The following is a 13,337-nucleotide window of genomic DNA, read 5'->3' as shown; positions in this document are numbered from 1 at the left end:
CCGGGACCGGGTCAGGTACTCGCCGACGGGTCGATCAGCCCGAGCCGGGCCGCGGTGTGCAGGGCGTCCGACCGGGAATGGACATCGAGCTTGCGATAGAGACTGCGCAGCTGGGTCTTGACCGTGTTCTGCGAGACGAACAGCTGCGTCGCGATCGCCGCGACCGACGGCGTCGACGCCAACGCCGCCAGGACGGCCGACTCCCGTTCACTGAGCCCGACCAGCTGCACACGGTCCGGGTACACGGCCGGATCCGGGTCGGCGGACCGCCACGTCGCAGGCAGGTCGACGTCCAGTTCCGACAGACGAGCCGCCCATTCCGCCGGCAGCACCGCGAACGGCCGGACACCCCCGGTCTGCTCGAACATGGCGACGGCCCGGCGCAGCGTCGTCCGGGCCCGGGACTCGTCGCCGAGGTCGAGCTGCGCTGCGGCCTGGATCAGTGTCGACTCCATTCGGACCCGGGGGAACGGGCAGTCCGCGACCACCGGCCGTGTGCAGTCGACGAGAGCGTCGGTGGACCGGCCGCTGGCCAGCTCGAGACGCGCCCGCGAGATCGTCGTCCACGGATCGCGGCAGTGCGTGTCCTCGAGCGTCTTCCAGCTCTCGTTGCCGTGCCCGAGGGCCAGATGCAGGTCCGCCTGGACCGATGCCAGCAGCGGCACCGCCACCGACCCGGGAGTGTGCCAGCGTTCGTAGACGGCGATCGCCCGCCGCAACCGGTCGAGACCCGACTCGGGGTGTCCACCGACGAGCGCGAGCCGGCAGTGTGCGTAGACCGCGAACGCCCACAACTCGTCGTCGTCGGGAAGATCGCCCAGCTCCGTGAGGGTCTTCTCGGCGTCGCCGAGCTCCATCCGCCCGATCGAGACGAGCGCCGACGCCACGAGCCCTCCGGTCCGGGCCATCGGGGTGCTCCACGTCGACGCGTCGTCGTGGCGGTGCTCCTTGTCCAGCCACGCCTCCGCATGACCGAGTTCCCCGGTCAGCGCATAGTTCAACGCCAGGTTCCCGGCCGCGTGCCGGGCCACGAAATTGGTGTCGGCGGGCCGGTTTCCGGCGTAGGCGCGCCGGAACTCCACGGACGACCGGCCCACATCGCCGTGCACCTGATGGGTGATCCCCCACTGCAGGCGCAGCAGCGGCAGGAACGCGGCCACCTGCGGCGACGGCGCGGCCGCCAGCCGATCACCCAGGGCCGAGAGCCGAATGCTCATCTCCGCGGCCTGGGTGAACCGCCCCGCCACCCGCAGGATCAGCGACTGCACACTGCCGATCGCCAGCGTGTCCGTCGCCGACTGCGGATCGTGCGACACCACCGAGTCGACATCGAGCTCCGGCGGATCGGGAAAATGCGTCGCATCCGCACCCAGCCGGAGGAACAGTTCCCGCCCGGCCCGGATCGGCACGTCGTCCACGGCGACGTCCGCGGGCAGCGCGGCGAGGGCGTCCCGGACCAGATGGAATCGTCGCGAGACCAACCCCACCCAGTTCGATTCGAGGATCTCGACCGTGAGATCCCAGTCCTGCGCCTCCACCGCGTGCTCGATCGCGGCGGCGACGTCACCTCGGTCCAGCAGCCACGACGCCAGCTCGCCGGACGCACGCAGCGGCCCGGCGGGCGCCTCGAGCCGCACCCCACGCATCAACGATTCCCGGATCGGGGGCGGGAACGCCCACTCGTCGTCCTTCGGCCACGGTGACCGCACCAGCACCCCCGCCGTCTCGAGTGTCCGGACGTGCTCGGCGGCACCGGGACCGGCGAGGACCTCGGCGACGGGAACGGTCACGGTGCGGGCGGCCGCGATCGTGAGAACGAAATCGCGCAGCTCGGCGAGCTCCGGATCGTCGAGGATCGTGCGTCCGACGTATCGGTCGATGGCCCGTTCGAGGGTGCGGCGCGCCGACTCCCGGCCGTCGTGGTCTGCACCGAACGGGCGGGCGACGGCGGCCGCGGACTGCACGAGCGGCGGATACCCGCCGGTCGTCGCGTGCACGATGTCCATGAGCGGGCGCGGCAATTCGATTCCCCGCGTCCACAGCGCCGAACGGGATTCGTCCGCGGTGAAGAGCAGTTCGTCGGGGGCGACCGTGACATGGTCGACGTCGAGGGGGGTGGCGTCGTCGAACACTGCGGTGCTCCGCGTCGTGACGACGACCCGCAGTCGCGGATACCGGTCCAGCAGGGCGAGGATGCGGCCGTCGGTGCCGGCGTCCGCCAACCGGTCGACGTCGTCGAGGAGGACGGTGACGGGGGCACCGGATCCGTCGGCGCGCTCGACGTCGTCGATCCGGCGCGTCACGGCAGCCCAGTAGGCGTCGCGGTCGGTGGACGCGTCGGGGGACGCGATCGAGGTGACGGGTCCGGGTGGTGCGCTCGACGACGCCCACGTGGTCAGCAGGCTCGTCTTGCCGGCACCGCGCGGCCCCCGGACGACGATCAGTACGGGAAAATCGGACAGCCGCGTGAACAATCGTGGTCGGTTCACCAGCATTCGACGTGCGCGCTCCGATATCGCGGCCTGCACCGGTTTCACTGTCCACGCTCCCCTTCTCCGCCGGCAGTGCCGACGCAGGTGGTACCGCCCCCGCGATCCCCGTGCCACGCGTATCGCGACGCCCCGACGTCACGAGCACGGGCAGCACAGTGTTGCACAAACGTCCAGGTCCGGGTGTGGTTTTCGGTGACAGGACCACGCCGGCCGGATCGGGCCGTATCGCTGCGCGGCGGTCCCGGGTTGGGGAACAATGCGAGAGACGGCCGGACCCGGCAGCGTCCGGGGCGGGCCGTCCGGGAGCACGAACGGAATCCGACACGGGAGGCTGTTGTGAGCACCTTCGAGAGCAACCGGCACGCCGAGCCGCCGGCCCATGCGATCCACAATCACGAGCACCCGGGCGAAGCGATGGCGGACACCCGCGGCTGGCCCGGCTACGGGCTGATCGCCGTCGCGATCGTCACGCTCGGCATGACGCTCGTCGCCGCCGGATACGGATTCCGCGGGTGGGCGTTCATCGCCGGCACGATCTGCGTCGTCAGCCTCGTCGCGGGTGCAACCCTCGTGCACGCCGAACACAACCGCGTCCGGCGTCTCGATGCCGCCGGTGTGCTGTACCCGTACGGGCGTTGACACTGCGGGCCACGGCGGCGCGATGAGTTTTCGTGCCGCCGCCGGTCTGTATCGGTGTGGGTGCCCGGCACGGACGTCGGAGTGCCCGCACTGCCAACGCTCACCAGGAGGAACAGACCATGTCCCGTTTGATCTTCGTGAATCTGCCGGTCGAGAACGTCGCCGCGTCCCGCGCCTACTTCGCCGGGCTCGGCTTCGAGTTCAACGACCAGTTCTGCGACGAGCAGACCGCCTGCATGGCGATCAGCGACTCGGCGTGGGTGATGCTGCTCGAGCACGACCGGTTCCGGGCCTTCATCGAGGACGACATCTGCGACACCACCACCAGCCGTGAGGTTCTCACCTGCATCTCCGCGGACAGTCGTCAGGGTGTCGACACACTGGTCGACGCCGCGATCGCGGCCGGCGGCACCAAGTGGATGGACCCGCACGACGCGGACCAGATGTACAGCCGTGCCTTCCGCGACCTCGACAACCACGTGTGGGAAGTCATGTGGATGGACCCGGCTGCCACCGGGCAGCAGTGACCGTCACACCCGCTGGGGCAGGCCGAACCTCCCGAACAGGCCGGTGTCGAAGAAGCAGGTGACGTGGGTGATCCCGCGCTCGGTGACGTCGAGGACGTGCAGCTGGAACGGGCGGTGCACACCGTCCGGTCCGCGCATGTACAGGCCGAGCGCGGGCTGCCCGTTGGCCGACGCCGGCAGCAGCCGCATGTCGCCGGGGCCCTCCGACGGGCACTTGTCCTTCACCAGCCGGGCGATGGCGGGGCCGCCGACGTACCAGCCGGTGAACGGCGGCATCTCCCAGATCGCGTCACGGGTGAACAGATCGACCAGCCCGTCGATGTCGTAGCGCTCGAACCCGTCGACGTACCGGCGCAACAGCTCGCGGGCGGCGTCCGACTCGGGCTCTTCCAGGCTCTCCTCGGACGGCATCACCTCGTGCAGTCGGCCGCGGGCCCGCTGCAACAGACTGTTGACGGCGGCGGTGGACGTGCCGAGAGCCGCCGCCACCTCGGCCGCCTTCCACTGCAGCACGTCCCGCAGGACGAGGACTGCGCGCTGCCGCGCCGACAGGTGCTGCAGGGCCGCGACGAACGCCAGCCGCACCGACTCGCGCCGCGCCACCACCGTCGACGGATCGTCCGACCCCCACCCGGACTCGTCCCATATCGCGGTGTCCGGGACCGGCTCGAGCCACGGCACCTCCCGGCGCTCGACCAGATCGTCCGACGGATCCGAGCTCGGTGCCCCGAGCCCGGTCGGCAACGGTCGGCGGGCCCGGCTCTCGAGCGCGGTGAGGCACGTGTTGGTGGCGATCCGGTGCAGCCACGTCCGCAGCGACGCCCGCCCGTCGAACGCGCCGTACCCGCGCCACGCCCGCACCATCGTCTCCTGCAGCAGGTCCTCGGCGTCGTGGATCGACCCGCTCATCCGGTAACAGTGCGCCAATAGTTCGCGCCGGTAAGGATCTGCGGCCGTGAGGAATTCGTCGTCGAGACTGCGCTCCACCGTCATGACCCGAACCCTAATCGCAGACTCCGACAACGGGAACAGGGTGCGTGAACACCATCCCGAGGGTCCCTGTCGCCGACAGGGTCACGCGCCGAGGATCGACAGGGTGGGAGCGCCGACCGCGGCGTCCGGTGAGGAGAAACGACATGTACGCGACGATCGCCGTGAAGGCGCCGGACCGGGACGTATCGGCCGCCCGCGCCCGCACGGTGCTCGACGAGTGGGTGCCACGCGCCGTCGCGGGCGACCGTGCGGCCCGGCAGCGGGTCGTCGCCGTCGTGTACCCGCTGGTGCGACGCTACTGCTTCGCGCGGATCGGGCAGGGTGCACTGCAGTCCCTCGCCGAGGACGTCGCCCACGAGACGTGCGTGGGCCTGATGACCGCGCTGCCACGCTTCGACGACCGCGGATCGGCGTTCCTCACGTACGTGTACGCGATCGCCGCACACAAGGTGGCCGACGCGCACCGTGCCACCGGCCGGTCCTGTGTGCCGCTCGACGAGGCCGGTGAACCCGTCTGCCCCGACGCGGGCCCCGAGGAGTGCGTCCTGAACGGTGAAAGCGGTGATCGGGCACGGCAACTGGTCGACTCGCTGCCGCCGCGGGACCGGGAGATCGTCGTCATGCGACTCGTGTGGGGCATGAGTGCCGCCGAGACCGCCGCAGCACTCGGCACCACCGCCGGTGCGGTTCGGGTGGCGCAACACCGGGCCCTGAACCGGTTACGGGACCGACTGGGGGACCGGACGCGGATCGAGGCCGCGGCCTGAGGGGCGTCACAGATCGTGTTCGGTGACCGCCCCGCTGTGCAGCGCCAGTTCGACGAGCCGCAACCGCTTCTGGTTCTGCGGCAGATCCTCCACCCCGAACTTCCCGAACAGGGTACGCAGGTGCGTCTTGACGGCGTCGACGCCGAGGAACACCTCGTCGGCGATCGCCCGATTGGACGCCGGTGTCGCGAACGCCGCATCGTGCTTGTACGGCCGGCACAGTGCCACCAGGATCGCCCGCTGGGTTTCGGTCAACGATCGCACGTCGGGCAGGTCGTCGGCGAGTTTCGTCGGATCACCGCTCGGTCGTGCCGGGTCGCGGAACAGCAACGCCGAGTTGCCGATCCGGATGCCGTCACCGCTGCGCAGACGATGCCGGCCGGAGAGGCGCGCCCCGTTGACGAACGTGCCGTTGCGGGACAGACCGTCGTCGACGATCGTCCAGTCGCTGCCCACCCGCTCGAGGATCGCGTGCAGGCGGGAAACCTCGGGGTCGGATGTCAGGGAGACGACGGCGTCCGGGGCGCGCCCGACGGTGACCGGTGCACCGGACTCGGGCAGCGGTATCTCGTGACTGCGGCCCGTCCGGTCGGTGTACCGCAGATACGGGGTGTCGATCGTGTTCATCGCGGCTCCCGGGGCAGGGGACTCCTTCATCGTCCCGCCGCCGGCCGGGTCGGGCAAGCGGGCACACGCTCGGTCGTTTCGCCCTAGACTCGCGCTCGTGCAGCACACAGAAGCGGATTTCACCGGGGTGCGGGGCACCCGCATCGTCTACGACGTGTGGCGGCCGGACGGCTCTCCCGCCGGCACCCTGCTGCTCGTGCACGGTATCGGTGAACACGCCCGCCGCTACGACCACGTGATCGAACGTCTGGTCGGTCTCGGACTCGTCGTGTACGCGCCGGACCATCGCGGCCACGGGCGGTCCGGCGGAAAACGGATCGAACTGCACGACTGGTCCGACTTCGGCGCCGACCTGCACCACCTGGCCACGATCGCCGCCGCCGACAACCCGGACCTGCCCCGATTCGTGCTGGGGCACAGCATGGGTGGCGCGATCGCCCTCACCTACGCCCTCGACCACCCCGGAGAGCTGACCGGGCTGATCCTGTCCGCGCCGGCCGTCGTCGTGTCCACCGACAAACCGAAGATCGTGATCGAACTCGGCAAACTCGTCGGACGCATCGCCCCCAACATCCCCGTCGAGACGCTCGACGCGAAGGACGTCTCCCGCGACCCCGCCGTGGTGGCCGCCTACGAAGCCGATCCGCTGGTGTACCACGGCAAGGTCACCGCCGGTATCGCCCGCGGGCTGCTCACCGCAGCAGACAGTTTCCCGGCCCGGCTGCCGTCGCTCACCGTCCCCACCCTCGTCCTGCACGGCACCGCCGACCGCCTCGTCGACATCACCGGCAGCCGGATGATCTCGGCCCGCGCCGGATCGAAGGACCTCACCCTGAAAACGTACGACGGCCTCTACCACGAGGTGTTCAACGAACCCGAACGCGAGACGGTACTCGGGGATCTCGTCGACTGGCTGACCCCGCGCCTGGGCTGAGCGTCAGCGCACCGCGAGCACGTGGAACATCGTGTGCTGACCACCCTCCGGATTGAAGTTGTCGTCGGCGACGATGACGACGGTGCGGGTGCCGTCGTCGAGCGTCGGCCCCCACGTGATGCCCTCGACGTTGTCGGGGTCGGCGCCGGTGTCGGCGAAATCGAACAGCAGCTTCTTCGGCATCGGGGTTTCGGTGCCGTCGAGGGTGGCCTTGCCGTTCACCGAGGTGGCACCGGCGGTGGTCGTCCAGAACACCTGCGCCTCGACGCCGCTACCGGGCACCGCGCCCCGCTCGATCACCAGGAATTCGTCGTCGTCGATCGCGAGGATCTCGGTGGCGCCGCGGTCGGCCTTCAGCGTGAAACCGGTGGGGCTGACGACGTCCGGGTAGACGCCGCTGATCGGGTCCACCGCGTACACGAACTCGTCGACCGCCTCACCGCTTGCGCTGTCGAACATCAGGACCCGGGAATCCGTGCCCTGCTCGGGGGTGGCGACAGTGCCGTCCTGGATCAGTGAGTTCTCGGTCAGGGCAAGCAGTCTCGATCCGTCCGTCGAGAACGTCAGACCCTCGAACGCCAGATTGTTGCGGACGCCGGAGACCTGCGTGCCGTCCGGGCCGGCGGTGGGCAGGTAGTGCTCGGGCACCGCGAAGTCCCGCACCGCCGCGCCGTCGGCGGACGCGAGCCGCACGAACGGGTCCAGGAACTTCGATGCGTCACCCTCGCTCGAGTACACGAAATCGGTGGACCCGGCCACCCGGCGGACGGATTCGGGATCGACACCCTTTTCCGGGTACGGGACGCCCCCGATGTCGGTCAGCTCGATCATCGACGTGAACTCCGGTGCCGTACCGGTGAACTCACCGTCGCCGTCCAAGGGCAGCGTCAGCGTGTAGGCGCGGGCCGGGCCGTTCTGGGCGCGATCGTCGCTCACGACGAGGTAACTGCCGGTGTCGGCGTCGTAATCGATGCCGGACAGTCCACCGAGCGGGGTGTCGAACGGGGTGAGCCCGTCGGGCACCTGCATCGTGGCCAGATGCGTCACCGAGGACACCGATCGGGTGTCGGCGTCGGCGTCGGCATCGGAGCAGGCTCCGAGGGTGAGGGCGACAGGAACGGCGAGGAGGGCCCAGCGGCGGGAAGGTTGCATGCGAAGGAGCGTGGGCGGGCCGGGTGAACTGTCCGCCATGCTCGGGTGACGGGGGAGTGGCGGGCCGACGGACGTCGGTGAAACTGTCGAACGTTCGGTCGAGGCACCGGGTATACGAGTTCGCCCGGTGCGCGGCAATGAACTGTCGTATCGTCCGTAAATGGCTGATCCTGCAACCACACTCACTCATCGGACCGTGCGTGTCGGGGACATCGACATGCACATCGCGGAGCAGGGCACGGGTGATCCCGTCGTGCTCTGTCACGGATTCCCCGGACTCTGGTACAGCTGGCGGCATCAGTTGTCGGCGCTGTCCGCGGCCGGGTATCGGGTGATCGCCCCCGACATGCGCGGCTACGGCCGCACCGACGTGCCGGCGGATCCCCGCGAGTACGACCGCCGCCACACCGTCGACGACATGGTCGGTCTGCTCGACGCACTCGGCATCGAGCGGGCCGTGTTCTCGGGGCACGACTTCGGCGCCCAGCTGGTGTGGGATCTGCCGGCGTGGGCGCCGGACCGGGTACGCGGCCTGATACAACTCAGCGTCCCGCGCACGCCCCGGTCGCCGGTGCGGCCGACGACCGCGTTCCGGCACATGGCGTCCCAGCACTTCCTGCACATGCACTACTTCCAGGAGTACGGTCCGGCCGATCGGGAACTCGGCGACCATCCGCGGGAGTTCCTCGCCAAGATCTTCCACGCCCTCTCCGGTGCCAACCGCTACCTGGACTGCTGGAATTTCCCGTCCGCCGACAACGGCTACCTCGATGTGCTGCCCGAGCCGCCCGCGCTGCCGTGGTCGTGGCTGAACGAGGACGAATTCGACTACTACGTTCAAGAGTTCACGCGCACCGGGTTCACGGGCGGGCTCAACTGGTACCGCGCCGACGACTACGTGTGGGAACAGAACGAGGGACTGCAGGGCCGCCCGATCACCGTCCCCGCCACGTTCATCGCGGGCGCGAAGGACCCGGTGCTCGAGATGATGGGCGACAGGCCGTTCGAGACGATGGAGGCAATGGTGCCCGGCCTGCGCTCGACCCATGTGATCCCGGACGCCGGGCACTTCGTACAGATGGAGGCCGCCGAGCAGGTCAACGCCGCGATGATCGAGTTCCTGGACGGGCTGGACTGACGACGCGAAAGAAAGTTCGCCGGAACTGTCCTTTCGGAGTCTCCTCGTTCGTCGTCATGGTGTACGACAACAACGAGCACCTCCCGAGGAGGAACCGATCATGAAGTACCTGCTGCTGATCAACGCCGAGTCCGCAGACGCCTCGAGTGACTGCACCCCCGAGGACTGGATGGTCTACGACAAGGAGGTCAAGGACGCCGGGATCTTCGTCTCGGGGGAGTCGCTGGCCGACCTCGTCACCGCCACCAGCATCCAGGTGGGGGAGGACGGCGCCCGCACCGTCACCACCGACGGACCGTTCGCCGAGACCCGCGAGGTGCTGGGCGGCTTCTACGTCATCGACGTGCCCGACCTGGACGTCGCGCTCGACTGGGCGGCGCGCTGTCCGGGCTCGCGCGGCGGCGGCCGGATCGTGGTGCGTCCCATCGCCGACTTCGGCAACTGACGACCGATGAGCGAGGAGGGCAACGGCTGCGCGGCCGACGCGGAGACGGCCGTCGAGGCGGTGTTCCGGGAGGAGCGCGGCCGCCTGCTCGCCGCCCTGGTCGGCCGATTCGGTGATCTCGATCTGGCCGAGGAGGCCACGTCGGAGGCGATCGAGGCTGCGCTGCGGCACTGGCCCGTCGACGGGGTGCCGTCCAAGCCCGGCGCCTGGCTGCAGACCACGGCCCGGCGCCGGGCCGTCGACCGCCTGCGCCGGGACCAGGTGCTCGCGGCGCGGATCGCGGTGCTGCAGGTGGAGGCGGATCGCGCCGATCCCGCTCCGCCCGCCGACGCGAGCGGGGAACTGCCCGACGAGCGGCTGCAATTGTTCTTCACGTGCGCACACCCGGCGCTGCCGCCCGAGGATCGCACGGCGCTGACCCTGCGCTACCTCGCCGGCCTCACGACCCCCGAGGTGGCCCGGGCCTTCCTCGTCCCGACCGCGACGATGTCCAAGCGGATCACCCGGGCCAAGAAGCGGATCCGGGACCTCCGCATTCCCTTCCGCGTTCCGGGTGCCGACGAGCTTCCGCAGCGGCTGCCCGGCGTCCTGCAGGTGCTGTACTCGATCTTCACCGAGGGATATGCGGCGAGTACCGGACCGCGGTTGCAGCGCCTCGAGGTCGCCGAGGAGGCGATCCGGCTGACCCGCGTCCTGCACCGCCTGCTGCCTCACGAACGTGAGGTGGCAGGTCTCCTGGCGCTGATGCTGCTCGTGCACGCCCGCCGCGGAGCCCGGACCGGACCGGGCGGCGAACCGGTGCTGCTCGACGACCAGGACCGCGCCGACTGGGACCGCCCGATGATCGAGGAGGGCAGCGACCTGGTGCTGAGGGCTCTCACCGGCGGCCCGCCCGGCGCCTACGGTGTGCAGGCCGCGATCGCCGCGCTGCACGACGAGGCCCCCGACGTCGCGAGCACCGACTGGCCGCAGATCGTGGCCCTGTACGACGTGCTGATCCGGCTGGTGCCGTCGCCGGTCGTGAGGCTCAACCGCGCAGTGGCGGTAGCGATGCGTGACGGTCCGGCGGCCGGGCTCGCACTTCTCGACGGGCTGTCCGACGAGCCGCGGCTGCGCGCGTACCACCCGTACGCGGCGGCGCGGGCGGAACTCCTGACCCGCCTCGGACGGAGGGAGGAGGCCGCCGACGCATACCGGTGTGCACTCGAATCGGCCGGCACCGACCCGGAACGCGCCTACCTCGAACGCCGGCTCGGTGAGATGGAGGACGGTCGGGCGTAGTGCGGTTCCCGGATCCTGATGCCCTAGAAGGTGTTCGGGTACGACTTCTCGTACGCGGCCTTCTCGGCGTTGAAGCGGGCGATCTTCTTCGGGTTCTCGAGGTTCGGGGGCAGACCGTGCTTCTCGAGGCGGCGCTGCCGGTTCTGTTCCATGTATGCCGCCGAGTAGAACAGGGCGAGGAAGAGGCCCAGCAGCACCATCGAACCACGCAGCCACAGCGGTCCGGGGAACAGGAGGAACGCCGCGAAGATCGGGATGAACGGCACCATGCTGCGGATCATGTGCCGGGGCACGGCCCAGTCGCCGATCAGGTCGTTGCGAACCCAGTCCTGCATCGAGTCGGGTAGTTTGCGGCCGCACGAGTAGGCGATCCACTGCAACGGGTTCGGGCGGCGTCGGCCCTGGTGCTCGCTGGTCATGGCTGTCCGTCCTTCTCGGCTGGCGTGGGTTGTTCGGTGAGGGCGCCGGCGCGCAGGGCGGCGGCGTTGATGCGGGTGAGGACCGAGTGCAGTTCCTCGAGTTCGTCGAGACTCGAGCCGAGGCGCCGGACGACGGTGCCGGGGATCTTCTCGGCCGGTGCGCGCAGTGCCCGACCGGCGTCGGTGAGGTCGACGACGAGTTGCCGCTCGTCCGCGGCGCTGCGGGTGCGGGTGATCAGCCCGCTCGCCTCGAGTCGTTTGAGCAGTGGCGACAGCGTCGGCGAATCGAGTTGCAGGGCCTGCCCGATCTCCTTGACCGACATCGGTGCGTCCCCCCACAACGCGAGCATCACCAGGTACTGCGGATGGGTCAGGCCCATCGGCTCGAGGATCGGGCGATAGACGGACAGCACGGCCCGATTGGCGACGGCCAGCGCGAAACACACCTGACGGTGGAGGGCCAGTGGGTCGATGTCACCCCAGTCGATGTCCTGCTCGTCCTCGATCACAAAATGGAGCATACACGATTTGATCGTGCACTAACTAAATGTGGGGAACGCCTCGGGGTGGACAAATGAGAACGTGTTCTATATGTGTGGTTGTGACGGTCACCACGGGGCGGCCGGGCCTGTACTGCGGGCCACACCCACAGCACTTTCGACTGGAGTAACGAGATGTACGAGTGGTCCGACACCGATCTGATGTTCCGGGACGCCCTGCGCGGCTTCATCGACAAGGAGATCAAGCCGCACGTCGACAAGCTCGAGAGCGGCGAACTGCCGCCGTTCGAGATCATCCGCAAGATGTACGCCACGTTCGGCATGGACGAGATGGCCCGTGAATCCCTCGAAAAGGCATTCGCGAAGGAGGAGGCCAAGGAACGCGGCGAGACCGTGCCCGACTCCGGGGAGAAGGGCGGCGGATTCAGCGGCGCCGGCAGCATGGGCGTCATCCTCAACAGCGAACTCGCCGGCGTGAGCCTCGGCCTGGTCGCCTCGATGGGCGTCAGCCTCGGCCTCACCGTCGGCACCCTCCGCAGCCGCGGCACCCTCGCGCAGAAGAAGCGCTGGCTGCCCGAACTCGTCACGATGGAGAAGGTGGGTGCCTGGGCGATCACCGAACCCGACTCCGGCTCCGACGCCTTCGGTGGCATGAAGTCGTACGTCCGCCGCGACGGCGACGACTACATCCTCAACGGGCAGAAGACGTTCATCACCAACGGCCCCTACGCCGACGTCACCATCGTCTACGCCAAGCTCGACGAGGGCGACGCCTCCGTCGACCGCCGCGACCGCAAGGTCCTCGGTTTCGTCCTCGACAAGGGCATGGAGGGCTTCACACAGAGCGCCCCGTTCAAGAAGATGGGCATGAACTCCTCGCCCACCGGCGAGCTGTTCTTCGACAACGTCCGTATCTCCAAGGATCGTCTGCTCGGCGAAACCGAGAACCCTGCCAAGGGCGACGGCAAGGAGAGCGCCAAGGAGTCGTTCGCGGCCGAACGCATCGGCATCGCCTCGCTCGCACTCGGCATCATCAACGAATGCCAGCGGTTGTCCATCGACTACGCCAAGAACCGCAAGCTGTGGGGCAAGGAGATCGCCCAGTTCCAGCTCATCCAGCTCAAGCTCGCCGAAATGGAGGTCGCCCGACTCAACGTGCAGAACATGGTGTTCAACGCCATCGAACGCACCGCGTCCGGCAACCCCGTCACGCTCGCCGAGGCGTCGGCCATGAAGCTGTACTCGTCCCGCGCCGCGACCGAGGTCGCCATGGAGGCCGTGCAGCTGTTCGGCGGCAACGGATACATGGCCGAATACAAGGTCGAACAGCTCGCCCGCGACGCCAAGTCGCTCATGATCTACGCCGGCTCCAACGAAATCCAGGTCACCCACATCGCAAAGGGACTCCTGGGCAAGTGATTCC

The 13,337-nt window shown here is 69.1% G+C and carries 14 protein-coding genes; 8 read left to right on the top strand and 6 right to left on the bottom strand.

What is annotated here, in order from left to right:
• Positions 1 to 11: 11 nt before the first annotated feature.
• Positions 12 to 2,495: a LuxR C-terminal-related transcriptional regulator gene (locus Q5696_RS19355; protein WP_305092867.1), complete on the bottom strand. Its 2,484-nt coding sequence runs from the start codon at positions 2,493 to 2,495 to the stop codon at positions 12 to 14.
• Positions 2,496 to 2,906: 411 nt separating this feature from the next.
• On the opposite strand from Q5696_RS19355, the gene Q5696_RS19350 reads away from it, so the two are divergent.
• Together Q5696_RS19350 and Q5696_RS19345 are read left to right on the top strand one after the other, a co-directional pair.
• Positions 2,907 to 3,131 (top strand): hypothetical protein, encoded by a 225-nt coding sequence (locus Q5696_RS19350; protein ID WP_370654950.1) that lies wholly within the window; start codon positions 2,907 to 2,909, stop codon positions 3,129 to 3,131.
• A gap of 119 nt (positions 3,132 to 3,250) precedes the next feature.
• Positions 3,251 to 3,658, top strand: a complete 408-nt coding sequence (locus Q5696_RS19345; RefSeq protein ID WP_305092865.1) for a VOC family protein — start codon at positions 3,251 to 3,253, stop codon at positions 3,656 to 3,658.
• Between the two features lie 3 nt (positions 3,659 to 3,661).
• On the opposite strand, the gene Q5696_RS19340 is transcribed toward Q5696_RS19345, so the two are convergent.
• The gene (locus Q5696_RS19340) at positions 3,662 to 4,651 is read right to left on the bottom strand and encodes a sigma-70 family RNA polymerase sigma factor (protein ID WP_305092864.1); all 990 of its coding nucleotides are present in this window, start codon (positions 4,649 to 4,651) and stop codon (positions 3,662 to 3,664) included.
• Positions 4,652 to 4,794: 143 nt separating this feature from the next.
• Between Q5696_RS19340 and shbA the strand changes: the two genes are divergently transcribed.
• A complete protein-coding gene (gene shbA, locus Q5696_RS19335; RefSeq protein WP_305092863.1) occupies positions 4,795 to 5,418 on the top strand; it encodes an RNA polymerase sigma factor ShbA in 624 nt (207 codons plus the stop codon).
• A gap of 6 nt (positions 5,419 to 5,424) precedes the next feature.
• Here shbA and Q5696_RS19330 read toward each other — a convergent pair whose 3' ends face one another.
• Entirely contained in the window at positions 5,425 to 6,045 is a 621-nt protein-coding gene (locus Q5696_RS19330) for an FHA domain-containing protein (RefSeq protein WP_305092862.1), read from the bottom strand.
• 97 nt (positions 6,046 to 6,142) lie between these two features.
• Here Q5696_RS19330 and Q5696_RS19325 point away from each other — a divergent pair, with 97 nt between their 5' ends.
• Positions 6,143 to 6,979, top strand: coding sequence for an alpha/beta hydrolase (locus tag Q5696_RS19325; protein ID WP_305092861.1), 837 nt, complete (start codon positions 6,143 to 6,145; stop codon positions 6,977 to 6,979).
• A 3-nt stretch (positions 6,980 to 6,982) separates the two neighbouring features.
• Here the strand turns inward: Q5696_RS19325 and Q5696_RS19320 are convergent, their stop codons facing one another.
• On the bottom strand, positions 6,983 to 8,131 hold the full coding sequence (locus Q5696_RS19320; RefSeq protein ID WP_305092860.1) for an esterase-like activity of phytase family protein: 1,149 nt from the start codon (positions 8,129 to 8,131) through the stop codon (positions 6,983 to 6,985).
• 160 nt (positions 8,132 to 8,291) lie between these two features.
• On the opposite strand from Q5696_RS19320, the gene Q5696_RS19315 reads away from it, so the two are divergent.
• The 3 genes from Q5696_RS19315 to Q5696_RS19305 all read left to right on the top strand — a co-directional run bounded on the left by Q5696_RS19315 (position 8,292) and on the right by Q5696_RS19305 (position 10,995).
• Positions 8,292 to 9,269 (top strand): alpha/beta fold hydrolase, encoded by a 978-nt coding sequence (locus Q5696_RS19315; RefSeq protein WP_305092859.1) that lies wholly within the window; start codon positions 8,292 to 8,294, stop codon positions 9,267 to 9,269.
• 100 nt (positions 9,270 to 9,369) lie between these two features.
• Entirely contained in the window at positions 9,370 to 9,714 is a 345-nt protein-coding gene (locus Q5696_RS19310; protein WP_305092858.1) for a YciI family protein, read from the top strand.
• Positions 9,715 to 9,720: 6 nt separating this feature from the next.
• The gene (locus tag Q5696_RS19305; protein ID WP_305092857.1) at positions 9,721 to 10,995 is read left to right on the top strand and encodes an RNA polymerase sigma factor; all 1,275 of its coding nucleotides are present in this window, start codon (positions 9,721 to 9,723) and stop codon (positions 10,993 to 10,995) included.
• A 23-nt stretch (positions 10,996 to 11,018) separates the two neighbouring features.
• On the opposite strand, the gene Q5696_RS19300 is transcribed toward Q5696_RS19305, so the two are convergent.
• Complete coding sequence (locus Q5696_RS19300) at positions 11,019 to 11,414, bottom strand: DUF5313 family protein (protein ID WP_305092856.1); 396 nt, start codon at positions 11,412 to 11,414, stop codon at positions 11,019 to 11,021.
• Positions 11,411 to 11,935 carry a MarR family winged helix-turn-helix transcriptional regulator gene (locus Q5696_RS19295; protein ID WP_305092855.1) on the bottom strand — a complete coding sequence of 175 codons (525 nt, stop codon included), beginning with the start codon at positions 11,933 to 11,935 and terminating at the stop codon, positions 11,411 to 11,413. Before Q5696_RS19295 ends, Q5696_RS19300 begins: the two co-directional genes overlap by 4 nt.
• Positions 11,936 to 12,088: 153 nt before the next feature.
• On the opposite strand from Q5696_RS19295, the gene Q5696_RS19290 reads away from it, so the two are divergent.
• Positions 12,089 to 13,333, top strand: coding sequence for an acyl-CoA dehydrogenase family protein (locus tag Q5696_RS19290; RefSeq protein WP_305092854.1), 1,245 nt, complete (start codon positions 12,089 to 12,091; stop codon positions 13,331 to 13,333).
• Positions 13,334 to 13,337 lie beyond the last annotated feature (4 nt).

The organism is Prescottella sp. R16 (assembly GCF_030656875.1).
In the GTDB taxonomy this organism is placed as follows: domain Bacteria; phylum Actinomycetota; class Actinomycetes; order Mycobacteriales; family Mycobacteriaceae; genus Prescottella.
This window is presented reverse-complemented; position numbering and strand designations above follow the sequence as displayed.